Below are 13414 nucleotides of genomic sequence, written 5' to 3' on the forward strand. Positions count from 1 at the left end.
AGAGTCTTTACGACTCATAAAGAAGTCATATTGACACGATCCTGTAGGAGCTGGCTTGCCAGCGAAAGCGGATTTTCAGTCAACATTGATGTTGACTGTGGCGCCGTCTTCGCTGGCAAGCCAGCTCCTACAGCGAGGCGTTTCGGGGCATTTGTCGATCTACGGCACGACCAGACAAGCAGAGGCTGACTACGCTGATAATCCAGCATGGAAAAACCTGCGAAGGAGACCCGTCATGCAACGCGTTCAAAAACTCACGCCCTGCCTGTGGTTCGACGATCAGGCCGAAGAAGCGGCAAAGTTCTACTGTTCGATCTTCGACCATTCGAAAATCACTGCCACCACCCACTATGGTCACGCCGGTTTCGAGTTCCACGGACGGCCCGAAGGTTCGGTGATGACGGTCAGCTTCGAACTCGACGGGCAGAGTTTCACCGGCCTGAACGGTGGTCCGATGTTCAAGTTCAGCGAGGCGATTTCCTTTCAGGTCAATTGCCAGACCCAGGACGAAGTCGACCATTTCTGGGGAGCCCTGTCGGCTGGCGGTGTCCCGCAGGCTCAGCAATGCGGCTGGCTCAAAGACAAGTTTGGAATGTCGTGGCAAGTTGTTCCGGTGCAACTGATGGACATGATGAAAGACCCCGACACGCACAAATCCCAACGGGCCATGGAAGCGATGCTGCAAATGAAAAAACTCGATATCGCCGCACTCAAGCGAGCCTTTGACGGCGAGAGCTAATACACTCCGGGGCTGATCTGCCGAGGACCGACCATGACGCTCGCCAAGCCCAAGGATACAGACAAGGCCCCGCGCTTCTGGCGCGATGACGCCCTGCCCTTCATCGAGGCGCGCTCCATCGCCGACGGACGCGAAGTCTGTTACACCCGGCATGCCCATGAGCATTTTTCCATCGGTGCGATCACCGCCGGGCGCAGCACCTATGTGCACGAGCAATCGCGGTTCGAGGTCAGTGCCGGCACCGTGGTGTTGATGAATCCGGGTGATGTCCACGCCTGCAATCCGATTGACGACCAGCCCTGGTCTTACCTGATGCTGTATGTCGATACCCTGTGGCTCACCGACTTGCAGCATCAGCTCGGCTTCAGCGAGGACCCGGCGTTTCGCCGCTTCGCCGTCACCCACACCTCGGACGCCGATCTGTTTTACGGTTTGCAGGGCTTGTATGACGTCTTGATCGATCCGCAGCAGGACGTCCTGCGCAAGCACAGCGCAGCGGTGGAGTTTTTCACTGAGGTGCAGCTACGGCTGAATCCGGTCGATCAACCGCTGCGCGAACCCAATTTCAAGCTGGAACGCGCCGCCGACTTTATCCGCGACCACTGCACGCACATGCTCAAACTCGAGGACATTTGCGACGCGGCGCAATTGTCGCCGTCCTACCTGATCCGCGCCTTCAAGCAGCATTACGGCATGACGCCCCACGCCTTCCTGGTCAACCGACGCATCCAGTTCGCCCGGGAGCAACTGCGCAACGGCAAGCTGATCGCCGACGTAGCGCTGGAAGCGGGATTTGCCGATCAGGCGCATTTTCAACGGGCGTTCAAACAGCATTTGGCGGCGACACCCGGGCAGTATCGGGGATGAACCTAACTTGCTTTGTGCGTTGAGCTTTTGTGGCGAGGGAGCTTGCTCCCGCTCGGCGGCGAAGCTTCGCTAGACCTGTATGCAAGGTTTGTCTGAAGAGCGTCGGGGGCCGCTTCGCAGCCCAGCGGGAGCAAGCTCCCTCGCCACAATGATGTTTACGGCAGCAGCAAGTAAACCGCACTTCCCGCCAGCAATAACGCCATGCCCCGATTGAACCAGCGCATCCCTGCCGGATTGTTCAGATACCCGCGCAAAAACGTCCCGGCATACGCCCAGCAACCCACCGACAGGTAGCAGATCACCAGGTAGACTGCCGCGAATTGCCACACCAGCCGCGCCTCGCCATCGGCGACGAACGCGCCCATGCCGGCCACGCAGGCCAGCCAGGCTTTCGGGTTGAGCCATTGCATGACGGCGCCATACAGCATCGACGGCGCGCGATCAGCGTCCTTCGCCTCAAGGTGCCCATTGTCGCCCGCCAGCTTGAACGCCATGTATAACAGGAACGCCACCCCAGCCCACTGCACCACCTGGGTCATGGCCGGCCAACGCTGCAACAACTCATGCAGCCCCAACCCCATCAGTACCAGCAGCAACACGAACCCCAGGGTCGCCCCGGCCACGTGTCGCTGACTGGCGCGAAAGCCGAAGCGCGCCCCCGAACTCAACGCCACGATATTCACCGGCCCCGGCGTTATCGAAGCGACCAGCGCAAACGCCGCCATGGACATCATCAGACTCATCGCACACCTTCTTCCTGTCAGTTGAACCAGGCCTCAAGGTAAAGAGCCCTCGGGTGCACGTATTGAAGAAAACTGCCCTGTACGAACGTTATGCGTAAAAGCCGACCACCCGCTTCACTTTCACCAGCGCTTCGCGCAGCGAGTCCATGTCCACCGAGCCCAGCGCCAGGCGAATGGCGTGCGGCACATGGGGGGTAATCGAAAAGGGTTCGGCGGGCGACACCGACACCTGCTCGCGCATCAACGCCATGGCGATCTGGTCCGCCCGCGCCTCTTCCCCCAAAGGCAACCAGATGAAGTACGAAGAGGGGTGGCTGATCGTCCTGATCCCCGTCAGCACCTCCCGCGCCAAGGCTTGCCGCGCTTGTGCGTCCGCACGTTTGTGCGCCTCCAGCTTGCTCACGGTACCGTCGTCGAGCCAGGCCGTAGCAATGGCGGTCATCACACCAGGGGTGTTCCAGGTGGTTGCCATGATCGTGCGCTCGAAACCCGCGATCCATTGCGCGGGGGCGGCCACGAAACCGACGCGCAACCCGGTGGCGACATTCTTGGATAAACCGGACACGTACACCGTTCTTTCCGGCGCCATCTCGGCCAGCGGTGGCGGCGGGTTGTCGGCCAGAAACGCGTAGGCCGCGTCCTCGATGATCGTCAGGTCATGCTGGCGTGCAATCGCCACCAATTGCCCGCGTTGATCGGCGCCCATCACCCAACCCAAGGGATTGTGCAAAGTCGGCATCGAGTAGACGGCCCGTACAGAGCGACGCTGGCAGAGTTGTTCCAGGGCCGGCAAATCCGGCCCTTGGTCGGTGACTGGAATGGGCAAGACTTCAAGGTGCAGCGTCTCGGCCAGCGTCTTGAAACCCGGATAGGTCAAGGCATCGGCGGCGATGACATCGCCGGGTTTGAGCAGCGTCATCATCACTACCGCCAGGCCGTGCTGGGCGCCACTGACGATCAGCACCTGCTCGGCCGGAACATTCAGCCCGCGCTCAACCAGGTGGCGTGCCATTGAGGCCCGCTCATGCAGACGCCCTGCGTGGGGCTGGTAGCGCAGGTGCGATTCCAGGTCGCCGGACAACGCAAGCTGGCGCAGGGCATGGCGCAACAGATCCGCCTGGCCGGGCAACGACGGGTAGTTGAAATTGAGGTCGATCATCCCCGCCGCCACCACGGACTGGGAAATACCCTGCCCGGGCGGTAGTGATGTTTCCCGGACAAAGGTCCCGCGCCCGGTTTCGCCGCTGATCAGGCCCATGCTTTCAAGCTCGGCGTAAACCCGGCTGGCAGTGACCAGCGCCAGTCCGTGCTCAGTAGCCAATTGCCGATGCGTCGGCAGCCGTGTGCCGGGCGGTAAATGACCTGAGCGGATGTCAGCGGCGAAGGCATCCACCAGTGATTTATAGCGAGAACGAGGCATGTCGAGATGTATCCATGACAATTTTTTGATTGTATTGATAGTCGGTCATAGGATGGATTCACGCAACCCAACAATGAGCGTGAGCGAAATGGAACGGACATCAAATCTGCAAGACCGGGCACTGGACAGCAGTGCGAGCGGCTGGATCAATGGCTTGATCGGTGTGGTGATTTTCAGCGGCTCACTGCCGGCGACACGGCTGGCGGTGCTGGAATTCGATCCGGTTTTCCTCACGGTGGCCCGCGCGACCATCGCCGCGCTTCTGGCGCTGTGCCTGCTGCTGTTGTTCAAGGAAAAACGCCCTGCACGCAATCAACTGGTGCCCCTGGCCATCGTCGCCTTGGGTGTGGTGGTGGGTTTTCCGCTACTGACTGCACTGGCGTTGCAGTACGTGACCTCCGCGCACTCCATCGTGTTCGTCGGCCTGCTGCCGCTCGCGACCGCGGTATTCGGGGTTTTGCGTGGCGGTGAACGCCCTCGGCCGGTGTTCTGGATCTTCTCGGTGCTGGGCAGCCTGCTGGTCGTCGGCTTCGCCGTTGCCCAAGGCCTGACCGCCTCACCTCAAGGCGACATCCTGATGCTGCTGGCGATCCTGGCCTGTGGCCTGGGTTATGCCGAAGGGGCAAAGCTGTCGCGCACGCTCGGCGGCTGGCAGGTGATTTCCTGGGCGCTGGTGCTGGCATTGCCGGTCATGGCTGCACTCACCTGGTGGCGGATGCCGACGTCGTTCAGCGGCATCAGCACGCCAGCCTGGTTCAGCCTGGCTTACGTGTCGCTGTTCAGCATGCTGATCGGATTTGTGTTCTGGTATCGCGGGCTGGCCCAGGGCGGAATCGCCGCCGTCGGCCAACTGCAACTGCTGCAACCGTTTTTTGGCCTGGCGCTGGCGGCGACCCTGCTGCACGAACAGGTCAGCCTCGGCATGCTCGGGGTGACCGTGGCGGTGATTGTGTGCGTGGCCGGGGCGAAAAAATTCGGCCGCTAGCCACTGCTATGGCGCTTGCCGTCATGACTGTACGGGGCATGCCACCCGACCGGCGTGGTAAAAATACAGCTCTCGTTACAGGAGCCCAACCATGGACCTCGCCACCCTTACTCTTTTCCTTCCGGCCTGCTTCGCCCTGAACATGGCGCCAGGCCCGAACAACCTGTTGTCGGTCAGCAATTCGACCCGCTACGGCTACCGTACCGCCTGTGTGGCCGGGGTTGGCCGCTTGCTGGCGTTCGCCGGGATGATCGCCCTCGCCTCGGCGGGCCTGGCGGTGGTGCTGCAAACCTCGGAGTTGTTGTTCTATGGGATCAAGATCCTGGGGGCGGCTTACCTGTTCTATCTCGCCTGGCAACTGTGGCGCGCGGAACCTGGTGTGGAAAACACCGTGATGGGTGCTCCGGTGGGGATGCTGGCGTTGGCCCGGCAGGAATTTCTGGTGGCGGCGGGCAACCCGAAAGCGATCCTGATCTTCACCGCGTTCCTGCCGCAATTCGTCGACTCGACCCGGGCCATCACGCCGCAATTCGCCGTGCTGGGTGCGCTGTTCCTGGTGTTGGAATGGATCGCCATCGCGGCCTACGCCTACATGGGCCTGCACATGCGCCGCTGGTTCGCCAAGCCGTCGGGCAAGCGGATGTTCAACCGCTGCTGCGCCGGCCTCTTATCGGCAGCAGCGTCCGTATTGCTGATGGCCCGACGGGCCTGACCCACATTGAGCCAAGGTGTTCACCCGACAGGCCTATACTTCAAGAGTCGGCACACTCGATGTGGCATGCAATCGTGTTTGATGTAACGCGTCGAGCGATCGCTCACGCAGGTCACGACCTGCCTTCGTCGTAGGGAGGAGAACATCATGGCGCGTAAATACATCGACTGCCGCGAGTTCCCGAGCGATACCCAATGCTCGGTCGCGCTGTCCGCAGACTCTGAAAACGAACTGCTCGAGGCTGCCGCACAGCATGCAGTCAACGTTCACAAGCACACCGACTCACCGGAACTGCGTGCTCAACTGAAGACCATGTTTCACGACGGCACCCCACCTGTTGAAGCACCGCGTCGCGCTTAGTACTCCGGGGTTTCAGAGGCGCACTTACATCTACTGTGGGAGCGAGCAGGCTCGCTCCCACATAGGGTCTTAAGGTGGATGACAGAAATTCCCTGTCGATTTTCCGGTGGAGGCCGTCACTGCCCCGTTCTATGCTGCGTCCATGAACCTACAACACACGCTGCTTCCGCCCCACGCCGAGATGGTTCGCGCCATGCTCGAACGCGACACCGCCTACGAGGGGGTGTTTTTTACGGCGGTGAAAACCACCGGAATCTTCTGTCGCCCCAGCTGCACGGCGCGCAAGCCGAAGCCGGAGAACGTCGAGTTTTTCGCCCATGCCGATCAATGCCTGTCCGCCGGCTACCGTGCCTGTCTGCGCTGCAAGCCGCTGGATGCCGCGGACAGTGCCCCGGACTGGGTGCAGCGATTGCTCAAGGCGGTGGACACCGATCCCGAACAACGCTGGACCGACGCTCAACTGCTGGCCGAAGGCATCGAGCCGCTGAAATTGCGGCGCTGGTTCAAACAACATTTCGGCATGACATTCCACGCGTGGTTGCGCACCCGGCGCCTGGGCATGGCGCTGCGCGGCATCAAACAAGGCGACTCCATTGACAGCGCCGCGTTCGATTCGGGTTACGAATCCCTGAGCGGTTTTCGCGATGCGTTTCAAAAGTCCTTCCACATCACGCCGGGCCGCGCCGCCAACAGCGAGCCCCTGCTGTTCACCCGACTGACCACGCCGCTGGGGCCAATGATCGCCATGGCTGAAAGGCGTGGTCTGGTGTTGCTGGAGTTTCTCGATCAGTCTTCGTTGAACCGGGAAGTCGAAGCACTGCAAAACCGCTTTGGTTATGCCGTGGCGCCGGGGCATAACGCGCATCTGCAACAGATCGAAGAACAACTGAGCGAGTATTTTGCAGGCCTTCGCACTGAATTCAGCATTGCCCTGCACATGCCCGGCAGCGAGTTCTCCCGCCAGGTGTGGGCCGAGCTGGCAAAAATCCCCTACGGTCAGACCACCACCTACGGCGCCATCGCCACCCTTCTGGGCAAGCCCGGCGCCAGCCGCGCAGTGGGCCTGGCCAACGGTCATAACCGCCTATCGATCGTGGTGCCCTGCCACCGCGTGATCGGTGCCGACGGCTCGCTGACCGGCTACGCTGGAGGCCAACCGCGCAAGGCGTTTCTGCTCCGGCTGGAAAACGCTGCGGTGCAACTCACCGAACAACTCGCATTCTGATTCCACCCAGGTTTTTCATAAGGAAGGAAATTCGATGGACAGGCTCGACACTCAATTTCACCAACTGCATCAGGACGGCCTGCTGATCCTTACCAACGTCGCCGACGCCGCCGGGGCGCGGCTGGTGGAGCAGCTTGGAAACAAAGCGGTGGCCACCAGCAGCGCGGCGGTGGCCTGGGTTCATGGTTATCCGGATGGCAACACCCTGCCCCTTGAGCGCCTGGTATCGACGGTCGAATCCATCGCCCGGCTGATCTCGGTGCCCTTGACCGTGGACATCGAGGCCGGTTACTCCGATGACCTGGCTCGGGTTGCACAGGTGGTGGACGCTGTGATCGCCGCCGGCGCGGTGGGGATCAATATCGAGGACGGCGCCTCCCCGCCCGAACTGCTCGCCCGCAAGATCGAAACCGTGCGGGAGATTGCCGAGCGTCGCAACGTGAATCTGTTTATCAACGCACGCACCGATGTGTACCTCAAGAGCCTGGTGCCCGCCGAAGACCGCGTGGCCGAAACCCTCCGGCGCGCCGTGCTGTATCAAGCGGCCGGTGCCAACGGGTTGTTCGCGGCGGGCGTCACGTCGGAGTATGAAATCAAGGCGCTGAGCCAAGGCACGACACTGCCGTTGAATGTACTTGGGTTACCCGGCCTGCCGTCGCCAGAAGCGCTGCAAGGGCATGGCGTGCGTCGCCTGAGCGCCGGCTCGGGCATCGCCGAGTTTCTATACGGTGCCATGGCCTCACTGGCCCAAAGTTTTCTGCGCACCGGCAAACTCGATGACCACGACATCAAGGCGCTGACCTATGGCGAAATCAACGCGCTGTTGAAACCATCCGGAAAAGCTTGATCCCATGCACGACAAATACCAGGCAGCCACCGAGTTCTTGTCCTCGCAAGACGATGACTGGCGTCGGCATATCGCCGCCGTCGGCCCGTGCCTGCATGAGCCCCATGCCGCTCGTGATCCCTATGAATCGCTGGTGCGGGCGATTGCCTACCAGCAACTGCACGCCAAGGCGGGCGATGCAATCGTCGGGCGCCTGTTGGCGTTGTTCCCGTCGGTCTCGTTTCCGCGACCTGAACAGATTGTTGCCACCGACTTCGATCAATTGCGCGCTTGCGGGTTTTCCGCCAGCAAGATCGCGACCATCCAAGGCATCGCCCAGGCGACCCTGGACGGCGTGGTGCCGGATTACACCACCGCGCTGGCGATGGATGACGAAGCACTGATCGAACGCCTGGTCACCCTGCGCGGTGTGGGGCGCTGGACCGTGGAGATGCTGTTGATCTACAGCCTGGAGCGACCGGACATTCTGCCCGCCGATGACTTTGGGGTGCGTGAAGGGTATCGGCGGCTCAAGGGGTTGGAGGTACAGCCGACGCGCAAGCAGATGATCGAGATCGGGTTGGCGTGGAGTCCTTACCGGACGGTGGCTTCGTGGTATCTGTGGCGGGTGCCCGGCCGTTAGACCGCGTTATCGTTCATCGCAGGCAAGCCAGCTCCCACAAGGCACTTTGTGTCGGCAACATTTGTGTTCGACGCAAGACCTGTGGGAGCTGGCTTGCCAGCGATGGCGTCGGCACTATCACCCCAGATCTTCTAGGCTAAACCAGATCACTTCAGCCACTGGAGGTCCCCATGCATCTCGAAGGCTCCTGCCATTGCGGCGCGGTGTCGTTCAGCCTGAACAGCGCCCACCCCTACCCCTATCAACGCTGCTATTGCTCGATCTGCCGCAAGACCCAGGGCGGTGGCGGTTATGCGATCAACATTGCCGGTGACGCCAACAGCCTGAAAGTACGCGGGCGCAAGAACATCGCGATTTACCATGCGCTGCTCAAGGGTGAAGGCGAGGCACGTGCCCACCGCAGCAGCGCCGAACGGCATTTCTGCTCGGTGTGCGGTTCGGGTTTGTGGCTGTTCAGCCCCGAATGGCCGGAGCTGATTCACCCGTTTGCCTCGGCCATCGACACACCGCTGCCGGTGCCGCCGGAACACACGCATTTGCTGCTCGGATCAAAAGCGTCTTGGGTCGAAGTCGAAGTAAAAACCGATGATAAGCAGTTCGACGACTATCCAGAAGAATCCATCGCCCAGTGGCATGAGCGGCTGGGGTTGATTCGCTAACCTCCAGGGTTGCGTTTATTCATGCCATCAAGAGTGATTTAAAATTCACATTGTATTTGGCCCGGCGAGAAAGTTACTCGAGATACTTTGACACCTTTCAAATTACCGACAAGCCGCTGACAACTTGCCCATTCCAACCAAAGCTTTTACCGTCCAATTTCAAAGTACAAATCCACTAACGCTCGACATTACCCAACCAAAACCAAGGAATGGTTATGCGCAAAAAACACATGGCAATATCCTGTTCACTGGCAGGCGCATTATTTTTATCGGCAAACACTCTTGCGGCGGATCTCGGAGAGGGATTAATCAATGAAACCGACTCGGTACTATTAAAGAACCGCAACAACAATTACACACGCTGGAATGGCGTCGGGAAAATATTCCGGGATGACGAACCCTCGTGCACCGCAAGCCTGCTGGATACACGCGACAAAAACGATAAGGCCGCAGGTCCCGCTTACTTATTGACTGCCGCACATTGCGTGCTTGGCGTAGCTGGGCCACGTCCTGATACAGCGATTAAAGAAAGTGTGAAATTCAACTACTTCAATGATACGACGGACGCCTATAGAAGCTACTCCATCAAACAAACTCTCTGGAAAGATTTCAAGCATACGGACCTGGCGATCATGGAACTGGATGCTGCACTTTCCACGCTGCTCGAAGATGGCATTACCCCACTCCGACTGGCATCCGAGTGGGCGGGCAATGCGACCGATGTCCTGGTCGTCGGTGCTCCGGAAAACTTGCCGGAATCAGGCCTGCGCATGGCGGCGTGCACTCAGGAGCCAACAGCGGCCACCTTGGTCGAAGGCTTCGAGGCCTTTGACGGAACACTGAAAAACCGTTGCAAGGAAATCCGGCCCGGCTCCTCCGGCAGTCCCGTCATCGACCGACAAAGCGGACACATACTCAGTGTTTTAGCGACAAGTACCTACGGCGCGACAACCGAGGAAAAATGCTTCTCCAACGCACCATGTGAAGTGATGAACGGACAAATCGCATGGTCTATCGACACTCACTATTCTCACTCCATCGATAAGCTCTCAGATTGCTTCAGCGAGGGTTTCTTCACCACTGCCTCAAATACCTGTACCGCCGAAAGCACCTTCAAGATAACCGATCGGAAATACTGGCCTACCCAGTACGTGGCCATGCCCAAAGATCCTGGCAGCCCCGATGCCGTCATCAATGCACAGTTCTCGATAAGCACCCCCTTCTACCGGTTCAAGACGGTACGCAATGCCCTCGAATGCCGATCTCCTCGCAATTACAGCGGCACTATCGATGCAAAAGATGCAGTTATTGACACGCCTCTCAGTAGAGATCCCGGCATGCATTATCTTTGTGTCGTAGGCGTGGAGTCTTCCGATCAACGACCCGATGTCGCAATGATGAAGAACGCATGGATCACACCCGTTCAATTGATAGATAGAACACCGGTTAAAATGCCGGAGCCAACTATCCTTTTGGGTGCGGACTGGAATTACAACGTTAAATGGCGCTATCAGATTCCGGTGTATTTCGGAACCCTATATTACGCAGGCCCCGCCAATGACACCGATTGCAGCAAAGTCAACATTGCTGACTACATCAATACTTTCGAAGCCGTAGAATTCAAGGCCGAACAACTTCCGTTGACGCTGTGCAGCAGGAACACGGATTTGAGCAATCGCTACTCGAAAGTTCGAACAGACTTGCTCGCACTGCCTTGAAGGCAGGGTGAGGCTGTTGACCCCATCAGCCTGATAAATGGCTGATGGGGATTTCATTCGTGGACTCAGTTAACGGACGTCTGCATCGGCACGCCACTGTGGAACCGGAACTCAACATCAGGCGACTCAATCAATTCCTGCTCGGCAGCACGGACCTTGTCAATCACCTGGGCGATGTCCTTGGCCTCCCCGTACTGATAAGCCAGTTTCAGGTACCCCTGGAAATGCCGGGCCTCGCTTTTGAGCAAGCCGAAGTAGAACTTGCCCAACTCTTCGTCCAGATGCGGCACCAGCGCCTCGAATCGCTCGCAACTGCGGGCTTCGATGAACGCGCCGACCACCAGGGTATCCACCAGTTTTACCGGTTCGTGACTGCGTACCACCTTGCGCAGCCCCGAGGCATAGCGCCCGGCAGACAGCTGGCGCAGCGCGATCTTGCGCTTTTTCATCAGGCGCATGACTTGTTCGTGGTGCACCAGTTCCTCCCGGGCCAGCCGCGACATCATGTTGATCAGGTCGACGTGGGAGTGATATTTAGCAATCAGGCTCAACGCCGTGCTGGCGGCCTTGAATTCGCAATTCTTGTGGTCGATCAGCAGGGTTTCCTGGTCGGCCAGCGCGGCCTGGACCCAGCCGTCGGGGGTGCGACAGCCGAGGAACTCGTGAATTTCGGGAAGGATCATGGGGCCCACGGGATTAAAGGTTCTAAACGAAGGGCGCCGATTATACCGGCCTGTCGGCAGACCACCAGTCGACGACCGTTGATATGCATCAACACCCCTTGCCACAAGCAGCAACTATAGTTGTGCAACGCCACGCTTTTTCATTTTCAGGAGATCCCGCTCATGCAAGCCATACGCAGCATTCTGGTGGTCATCGAACCCGAACACTCGGAAAGCCTGGCGCTCAAACGGGCCAAATTGATTGCCGGCGTCACCCAGGCGCATCTGCACCTGCTGGTGTGCGACCCCAAACATGATCACAGCGCCATGCTGAGCGTGCTCAAGGCCGCTTTGCTGGAAGACGGTTACAGCGTCACCACCGAACAGGCGTGGAACCAGAGCCTGCAGGAAACCATCGTCGATGTGCAGCAGGCCGAGGGCTGTGGCCTGGTGATCAAGCAGCATTTCCCCGACAGTGCGCTGAAAAAAGCCCTGTTGACCCCGGCAGACTGGAAATTGCTGCGTCATTGCCCGACGCCGGTGCTGCTGGTGAAAACCGCGGGTTCGTGGAAGGACAAGGTGATTCTGGCGGCCATTGATGTGGGCAACCAGGACCTTGAACACCGTCACTTGCATAACACCATCATCGATCACGGCTATGACATCGCCAGCCTGGCCAAGGCCCAGTTGCACGTGATCAGCGCCCATCCGTCGCCAATGTTGTCATCGCCCGACCCGACCTACCAGCTTAGCGAAACCATCGAGGCGCGTTATCGCGAACAGTGCAAGGCGTTCCAGGCCGAGTTCGACATCGATGACGAACACCTGCACATCGCGGAAGGCCCGGCGGATGTGTTGATTCCCTTCATGGTGCACAAGCTGCAGGCGGCAGTGACGGTGATCGGCACCGTAGCGCGCAGCGGTCTCTCGGGAACGTTGATCGGCAATACGGCGGAAGTGGTGCTCGATGCGGTGGAGAGCGATGTGCTGGTGCTCAAGCCGCAGGAGGTCGAGGATCATCTGGAGGAGATTGCGAACAAGCATTGAGAGTTGCCGTGCCTGGAAGATTGTCATCGCGGGCAAGCCTTGCTCCTACAGGATCTCCACCGTCTGTAGGAGCAAGGCTTGCCCGCGATGCTTTTAACGGTCAACCGCCAAACGCATCCTTGAGGAAACCCGGCGCAATGTAGCGCTGGTAATGCGCCTCGGAGAGCAGGAAAAACTCCCGATCGATGGCATCGCGCAGTTCCGGCAGGTTCCAGTCGCGGAACTCCGGCAGCAGCACCATCCCGTAGGCCTCCAGATTGTTGATGACCCGCGCCCCACGAGCGATCAACTGGTACGCCCAGCAATAAGCCGACTGGTGCGGCACGAAACGGATCTTGCGCTGCTCCAGCTGGGTTCTGAGCAGCGACGCATCGAAAATTTCCACCTTGGCCGCCATCACCTGGGACAACAGCTGCTCAAGACGCAGCCACACCGCGCGCTTTTCTTCCTCGTTGTAACCGTTCCAGTGAATCACTTCATGGTGGAAACGCTTGCAGCCACGGCACACCAGGTCACCGTAAACAGTGGAGCAAAGGCCGACACAGGGGGTCTTGATGGTTTGATTGGGCATAGGCAGGCAGAACACGAAAAAGCAAAACAGGCCGGCATGTTAGCCCTTTGTCCGCCATTGATCACCCCTCAAAGTTCAGGGCCAAAGGGTCTGGCGGCCTTTGGCGACCGTCACCACCAAAGTCCAATAAACCCTGACTTACCTTTAATTTTTTTTTGCCGTAGAATCAGCCTGCCTTTTTAGGCGCCAATGTCCGTTAGAAGCTGTTTTCAAAGCGTCACGAGCACAGTCGTTCCT

The 13414-nt window shown here is 59.3% G+C and carries 15 protein-coding genes; 11 read left to right on the forward strand and 4 right to left on the reverse strand.

What is annotated here, in order from left to right; all coding sequences use genetic code 11:
• The first annotated feature begins 235 nt into the window (after positions 1-235).
• Together LAB08_RS16015 and LAB08_RS16020 are read left to right on the forward strand one after the other, a co-directional pair.
• Positions 236-739, forward strand: coding sequence for a VOC family protein (locus LAB08_RS16015; protein ID WP_096510993.1), 504 nt, complete (start codon positions 236-238; stop codon positions 737-739).
• A 33-nt stretch (positions 740-772) separates the two neighbouring features.
• Positions 773-1606 carry a helix-turn-helix transcriptional regulator gene (locus tag LAB08_RS16020; RefSeq protein WP_096510991.1) on the forward strand — a complete coding sequence of 278 codons (834 nt, stop codon included), beginning with the start codon at positions 773-775 and terminating at the stop codon, positions 1604-1606.
• Positions 1607-1761: 155 nt separating this feature from the next.
• Here LAB08_RS16020 and LAB08_RS16025 read toward each other — a convergent pair whose 3' ends face one another.
• A complete protein-coding gene (locus LAB08_RS16025) occupies positions 1762-2349 on the reverse strand; it encodes a LysE family translocator (RefSeq protein ID WP_096510989.1) in 588 nt (195 codons plus the stop codon).
• Positions 2350-2437: 88 nt separating this feature from the next.
• A complete protein-coding gene (locus tag LAB08_RS16030) occupies positions 2438-3769 on the reverse strand; it encodes an aminotransferase-like domain-containing protein (protein WP_096510987.1) in 1332 nt (443 codons plus the stop codon).
• Positions 3770-3857: 88 nt separating this feature from the next.
• Between LAB08_RS16030 and LAB08_RS16035 the strand changes: the two genes are divergently transcribed.
• The 8 genes from LAB08_RS16035 (at position 3858) to LAB08_RS16070 (ending at position 10897) form a co-directional block, all read left to right on the forward strand.
• The gene (locus tag LAB08_RS16035) at positions 3858-4754 is read left to right on the forward strand and encodes a DMT family transporter (RefSeq protein ID WP_096510985.1); all 897 of its coding nucleotides are present in this window, start codon (positions 3858-3860) and stop codon (positions 4752-4754) included.
• A gap of 91 nt (positions 4755-4845) precedes the next feature.
• On the forward strand, positions 4846-5466 hold the full coding sequence (locus LAB08_RS16040) for a LysE family translocator (RefSeq protein WP_096510983.1): 621 nt from the start codon (positions 4846-4848) through the stop codon (positions 5464-5466).
• A 147-nt stretch (positions 5467-5613) separates the two neighbouring features.
• A complete protein-coding gene (locus LAB08_RS16045) occupies positions 5614-5826 on the forward strand; it encodes a DUF1059 domain-containing protein (protein WP_096510981.1) in 213 nt (70 codons plus the stop codon).
• A gap of 142 nt (positions 5827-5968) precedes the next feature.
• Complete coding sequence (locus tag LAB08_RS16050; protein WP_096510979.1) at positions 5969-7051, forward strand: bifunctional transcriptional activator/DNA repair enzyme AdaA; 1083 nt, start codon at positions 5969-5971, stop codon at positions 7049-7051.
• Positions 7052-7085: 34 nt separating this feature from the next.
• The gene (locus tag LAB08_RS16055) at positions 7086-7898 is read left to right on the forward strand and encodes an isocitrate lyase/PEP mutase family protein (RefSeq protein WP_096510977.1); all 813 of its coding nucleotides are present in this window, start codon (positions 7086-7088) and stop codon (positions 7896-7898) included.
• A gap of 4 nt (positions 7899-7902) precedes the next feature.
• Positions 7903-8520 (forward strand): DNA-3-methyladenine glycosylase family protein, encoded by a 618-nt coding sequence (locus LAB08_RS16060; RefSeq protein ID WP_096510975.1) that lies wholly within the window; start codon positions 7903-7905, stop codon positions 8518-8520.
• 170 nt (positions 8521-8690) lie between these two features.
• On the forward strand, positions 8691-9179 hold the full coding sequence (locus LAB08_RS16065; RefSeq protein WP_096510973.1) for a GFA family protein: 489 nt from the start codon (positions 8691-8693) through the stop codon (positions 9177-9179).
• Positions 9180-9394: 215 nt separating this feature from the next.
• Positions 9395-10897, forward strand: a complete 1503-nt coding sequence (locus tag LAB08_RS16070; protein WP_157755697.1) for a trypsin-like serine peptidase — start codon at positions 9395-9397, stop codon at positions 10895-10897.
• A gap of 65 nt (positions 10898-10962) precedes the next feature.
• On the opposite strand, the gene LAB08_RS16075 is transcribed toward LAB08_RS16070, so the two are convergent.
• The gene (locus tag LAB08_RS16075) at positions 10963-11580 is read right to left on the reverse strand and encodes a MiaE family protein (RefSeq protein WP_096510969.1); all 618 of its coding nucleotides are present in this window, start codon (positions 11578-11580) and stop codon (positions 10963-10965) included.
• A 162-nt stretch (positions 11581-11742) separates the two neighbouring features.
• Here LAB08_RS16075 and LAB08_RS16080 point away from each other — a divergent pair, with 162 nt between their 5' ends.
• Positions 11743-12606, forward strand: coding sequence for a universal stress protein (locus LAB08_RS16080; protein ID WP_096510967.1), 864 nt, complete (start codon positions 11743-11745; stop codon positions 12604-12606).
• Between the two features lie 100 nt (positions 12607-12706).
• Here the strand turns inward: LAB08_RS16080 and LAB08_RS16085 are convergent, their stop codons facing one another.
• Complete coding sequence (locus LAB08_RS16085) at positions 12707-13177, reverse strand: DUF1289 domain-containing protein (protein WP_096510965.1); 471 nt, start codon at positions 13175-13177, stop codon at positions 12707-12709.
• Positions 13178-13414 lie beyond the last annotated feature (237 nt).

This window comes from Pseudomonas izuensis, from assembly GCF_002356535.2.
GTDB lineage: Bacteria > Pseudomonadota > Gammaproteobacteria > Pseudomonadales > Pseudomonadaceae > Aquipseudomonas > Aquipseudomonas izuensis.

Excerpts from the sequence above, each read along its gene's own strand:
- LAB08_RS16055 (WP_096510977.1), top strand. The coding sequence starts at position 7,086 with ATGGACAGGCTCGACACTCAATTTCACCAACTGCATCAGGACGGCCTG.
- LAB08_RS16045 (WP_096510981.1), top strand. The coding sequence starts at position 5,614 with ATGGCGCGTAAATACATCGACTGCCGCGAGTTCCCGAGCGATACCCAA.
- LAB08_RS16040 (WP_096510983.1), top strand. The coding sequence starts at position 4,846 with ATGGACCTCGCCACCCTTACTCTTTTCCTTCCGGCCTGCTTCGCCCTG.
- LAB08_RS16020 (WP_096510991.1), top strand. The coding sequence starts at position 773 with ATGACGCTCGCCAAGCCCAAGGATACAGACAAGGCCCCGCGCTTCTGG.
- LAB08_RS16035 (WP_096510985.1), top strand. The coding sequence starts at position 3,858 with ATGGAACGGACATCAAATCTGCAAGACCGGGCACTGGACAGCAGTGCG.
- LAB08_RS16050 (WP_096510979.1), top strand. The coding sequence starts at position 5,969 with ATGAACCTACAACACACGCTGCTTCCGCCCCACGCCGAGATGGTTCGC.
- LAB08_RS16030 (WP_096510987.1), bottom strand. The coding sequence starts at position 3,769 with ATGCCTCGTTCTCGCTATAAATCACTGGTGGATGCCTTCGCCGCTGAC.
- LAB08_RS16085 (WP_096510965.1), bottom strand. The coding sequence starts at position 13,177 with ATGCCCAATCAAACCATCAAGACCCCCTGTGTCGGCCTTTGCTCCACT.
- LAB08_RS16065 (WP_096510973.1), top strand. The coding sequence starts at position 8,691 with ATGCATCTCGAAGGCTCCTGCCATTGCGGCGCGGTGTCGTTCAGCCTG.
- LAB08_RS16015 (WP_096510993.1), top strand. The coding sequence starts at position 236 with ATGCAACGCGTTCAAAAACTCACGCCCTGCCTGTGGTTCGACGATCAG.
- LAB08_RS16060 (WP_096510975.1), top strand. The coding sequence starts at position 7,903 with ATGCACGACAAATACCAGGCAGCCACCGAGTTCTTGTCCTCGCAAGAC.
- LAB08_RS16025 (WP_096510989.1), bottom strand. The coding sequence starts at position 2,349 with ATGAGTCTGATGATGTCCATGGCGGCGTTTGCGCTGGTCGCTTCGATA.
- LAB08_RS16080 (WP_096510967.1), top strand. The coding sequence starts at position 11,743 with ATGCAAGCCATACGCAGCATTCTGGTGGTCATCGAACCCGAACACTCG.
- LAB08_RS16070 (WP_157755697.1), top strand. The coding sequence starts at position 9,395 with ATGCGCAAAAAACACATGGCAATATCCTGTTCACTGGCAGGCGCATTA.
- LAB08_RS16075 (WP_096510969.1), bottom strand. The coding sequence starts at position 11,580 with ATGATCCTTCCCGAAATTCACGAGTTCCTCGGCTGTCGCACCCCCGAC.